We start from the raw sequence: 3,639 nt of genomic DNA on the forward strand, positions 1-3,639 counted from the left end.
GTCACGCACGGTGCCGCGCTTGCGATACGGATGCGGCTCGCGCAGCAGCGGCGTCGCGCGCCTCGCCTCGTCGCGCACGATGCGAGCGCCCGCGGCCAGCGCGTTGCGCAGCACGCGCCGGCGCAGCTTGTCGGGCAGCGCGACCAGGCGCGCCTTGCACTCGTCGATGCCGCGCCACACGGCGTCCAGCTCACCGGACATCGGCCGCCCCCGTGCTGCACTGGATCTCGATCCATTCGCGCCCGCCCTCGGCCAGCACGGCGGCGGTGATGCCGAGCACCCGCCCCTTCCAGCGGATGCGCAGGTTGCGCGCCATGATGTCCAGGTCGGTCCGCGACGAGCTGAAGCGCACGACCACCAGCGTGTCGACCGGCTGCTGCAGCGCGCCGGCCTGGATTCGCTCCCCACCGCGCAGCGGCTTGACCCGGGCCCATACCGGCAGACCGTCGTTGACCCACTCGCCGCTGACCTCGCCTAGGGCGTCCTCGACGGAGCTGCGGACCTCGAACTGAACCTTCTGGGTCAGCTGACCCGCGCTGTAGATGCGTTCGGTCATGTCAGTGGAAGTAGATGCGCTGCCGATCCAGCAGGCGCTCGTAAAGCGGATTGGCCGCAACCGCCGCGGCGGTGAGGGCTTCGGGGTTCTTCAGCCAGGCGCTCACCTGCGCCTTGATGTACGTCTGCACCGAAGCCGGCACTGTGAGCGGATCTACGTTCACCGTGAGCTCGATGCGCACGCGGGCGCCGGCGGCGATCGACGCGAGCTGCGGCAGCGCCTGGCCGATGGCGGGAGCGAAGACGGTGCCGGGCCTGCCCACTGCCGGCGTGCACACGTATGCACCGCTCGCGAGCTCGACCATCGCCGTGCCGTTCCAGTAAGTGACCTTCGCCGACGTCACGTCGACGACCTGCAGCACCACGGTGGGCCAGTTCATGCCGTCCCAGACGTAGACACCGGTCCGGTAGAAGCGGCCCGTGATGTGCTCGGCCGATTCGCGCGCGGTGGTGATCAGCGTCGCAATGAGGTCGTACAGCTCGTCGACCTCATCCACGCGCGCCGCGAGCGCCGCCTGCTCGACGGTGACGGGTTCCATCCATCCTCCTTGCGCCGGGCCGACGCTGACAACGGCATGAAAGGCGTCGTGACCCTGCTCGACGCCGGCGACCGCGACGGTGATCGGATCGACCGGCTCTACCGGCGCCTGCACGGTGATCGAGAACGACGCGACGTCGTGTCCCGTCTCCTGGCCAGCCACGACCATCGTGATCGCTTCCGGCGTCTCGCCGCCCTCCCCGACTTGCACCGTCAGCGGTTGGGGCGCTCCGAGCGCCACACCGTTGCACCAGGTTTGGATCGCCGCGCTATGCAGGCCGTCGGGCAGCGCGTCCGTAGAGCCGCCGCTGCCATCCTCCTCGAGCACCAGAACGCCTGCGCTGAGCGGCGTGGCAATGGTCCAGCGGAACTCGGCGGTGTCGTCCGCGCTGCCGTCCCACTCGTCGTAACCCAGGCCGGGGCCATCCTGCCCCTCGCCGGTCGCCGCGCGCATGGCCGCGCCGGTGATGCCGTGACCGGCATAGCGCGAGGACACCCAGCAGCCGGGGATCAGCTGGGTGCTATCAGAGCGCCAGGTCATGCCGCGACCCCCAGGCCCCAGCCGTACCGGTCACCGGCCTCTCTCCAGAAGACCACGTAGGTCCCCGCGGGCAATCCCGCGAGCGTGACCTGGCTGGACGAGTTGACCGTGAGCCCGGTCAAGATCGGCGTCACGTCCTCCCCCGTGGTGATGTTGACCACCTTGGCCCAAACCAGGGAGCTTGCGCCAGAGGCGGCGCCGTTGTTGCGGCCGAATCCCTGGCTGGTCATCGAGGCGGCGCCGCCAATCACGGTCAGCGACGCGGCGTTGCTCACCTGGCTTCCCGCCACGTTCGTATCCTTGCGCCGGAAGCGGTCGCCCGCGGCCGCGTTGCCGCCCTTCAGCGCGACTGCGGGCAGCGTGTAGCTCGAGCTCGTGGCGCCGGGGATGTCGAACCAGACAGTGCCGCCATCCGTGCTGCGCTGCCACTGCGACGTCGGTGTCGGGCTCCCGGTAGACGTGGCCGTCAAGGTCGGCGTCGCACCGACGGCGACGCTCTGATTGGCCGGGTGCGCCGAGAACACAGGGACCGAGTTCCCGGACGTCACGGTCAGCGTCGCGGCGCTCGAGGTAGTCGGACCCGTGCCGTTGCTGGCGATGCAGCGGTACTGATCGCCGTTGTTGGCGCTACCTCCGTTCACCGCGGTAGGTGGCGTGGTGTAGCTGCTCGACGTCGCGCCGGAGATGTCTGAGAACGACGAGCCGCCGTTGGTGCTGCGCTGCCACTGGTAGCCCGTGGCGCCGGTGGCCGTGATGCTGAAGGTGGCCGTCGCCGGCGTGACCACCGACTGGTTACTGGGCTGCGCGGTGATGCTGGGCGCGCTGCCCGCTCCGTCGGTGTCCTCCAGTTCGTAGTACGAGATGGCAGTGCTCGATCCCTCGATCTCGAACTGAATCTTCCCCGCCGTCGTGATCCGGTTGGGGGACGTGTCGTTGAAGGTGCACAGCGTCGTCGATCCGGCCTTCATCGTGATGACGACCGGGTTGTCGCCGGAGACCTCCACACGCAGCGCGGTGCTTCGATTTGGATACCCGAGACCGTTGGTCACGAGCGGCGTCCACGTGCCGGCGTTGTTGCGGTAGATCGTGGTCGACCCGCCGTCCTGCCCACCGCACGAATAGCGCGAGCCGTCAGACTGCTTGCGCACGCCGATACCGCACTTGAAGGTTCCGTCGGCCCATTCGACGCCGCCCAGCTCGCTGTAGCCGTTCTTCATCGTCTCGGACCGCTCGTAGGCGACACGATTGGCGTTCTGGTAGCTCGCCGCGCCCAGGCCGTTCAACGTGATGTTGCCGAAGCCGGTGGCGGAGTCAGGCGTGCCGAGTTGCACCCACGGGGTGCCGTTTCCGACGTCGGGAACGTGCTCCTGCAGGTTCCCCGTGCCGTTGAGTTCGTCGCGTACCTTGGTGCTCATGCCCCGACCCTCATGACGTAGACGGCGTCGGACGTGTCGTCGACGGCCGAGATGTAGATGACGAAGGACTGGCCGTCGTGCCGCGTGTAGAGGAAGCACCAGCCGCCAGGCTGGGCCGCGAACGGCGGCGGCAGTCCGGCAGGCGTCCACGCGCTTTCCGTCTTGGTCGCCCAATCGATGATTCGCCAGGTGCCGATGCCGTCGTTGAGGCGCCGCAGCACCTTGCCCCCCGGCCAGCGTCCGTCGCTGCGCTGCGGGATGAAGCAGATCGCGGGATGGTCCCCGCTCGAAGGCATGCCGTTGACGATCGGCTTGGCGGCGCCGCTCGGGCGCGTGAGGAGCTTGATGTCGAGCGTTCCGTAGACCACACCGCCGGAGCCGTCGTTGGCCACGGCCAGGTAGACGTCCTCGTTAATCGGCGTCCACGCTTGGCACTGATCCGCGCGCACAGGTGAGCCGAGGGTCGCGTCCAGGCTGTTGCGGACCGGACTATTCCCCTGGTAATAGCCCAGGTCGTCCTGCGGGTTCGGGCTGGTCCTCGTGCGAGGCAGGTTGCCGACGGCGCGGTCCGTCGCCGCGCAGAACGCGAG

Annotated in this window: 5 protein-coding genes; all 5 read right to left on the reverse strand. The window is 68.8% G+C overall.

What is annotated here, in order from left to right; genetic code table 11:
• Positions 1-201: HK97 gp10 family phage protein (locus VF536_RS27135; protein ID WP_331618060.1), on the reverse strand; the 201-nt coding region annotated here is incomplete at its 3' end.
• The gene (locus VF536_RS27140) at positions 191-556 is read right to left on the reverse strand and encodes a phage head closure protein (RefSeq protein ID WP_331618061.1); all 366 of its coding nucleotides are present in this window, start codon (positions 554-556) and stop codon (positions 191-193) included. The genes VF536_RS27135 and VF536_RS27140, both read right to left, overlap by 11 nt.
• Position 557: 1 nt before the next feature.
• The gene (locus tag VF536_RS27145) at positions 558-1,634 is read right to left on the reverse strand and encodes a hypothetical protein (protein ID WP_331618062.1); all 1,077 of its coding nucleotides are present in this window, start codon (positions 1,632-1,634) and stop codon (positions 558-560) included.
• Entirely contained in the window at positions 1,631-3,049 is a 1,419-nt protein-coding gene (locus VF536_RS27150) for a hypothetical protein (RefSeq protein WP_331618063.1), read from the reverse strand. The genes VF536_RS27145 and VF536_RS27150 overlap by 4 nt, the downstream gene beginning before the upstream one ends.
• The coding region (locus tag VF536_RS27155) for a hypothetical protein (RefSeq protein ID WP_331618064.1) at positions 3,046-3,639 on the reverse strand (594 nt) is incomplete at its 5' end. The genes VF536_RS27155 and VF536_RS27150, both read right to left, overlap by 4 nt.

This window comes from Roseateles sp. (assembly GCF_036486225.1).
In the GTDB taxonomy this organism is placed as follows: domain Bacteria; phylum Pseudomonadota; class Gammaproteobacteria; order Burkholderiales; family Burkholderiaceae_C; genus Roseateles.

What these genes read in the sequence shown, in the direction of transcription:
- VF536_RS27140 (WP_331618061.1), bottom strand. Translation starts at nt 556, where the DNA reads ATGACCGAACGCATCTACAGCGCGGGTCAGCTGACCCAGAAGGTTCAG.
- VF536_RS27145 (WP_331618062.1), bottom strand. Translation starts at nt 1,634, where the DNA reads ATGACCTGGCGCTCTGATAGCACCCAGCTGATCCCCGGCTGCTGGGTG.
- VF536_RS27150 (WP_331618063.1), bottom strand. Translation starts at nt 3,049, where the DNA reads ATGAGCACCAAGGTACGCGACGAACTCAACGGCACGGGGAACCTGCAG.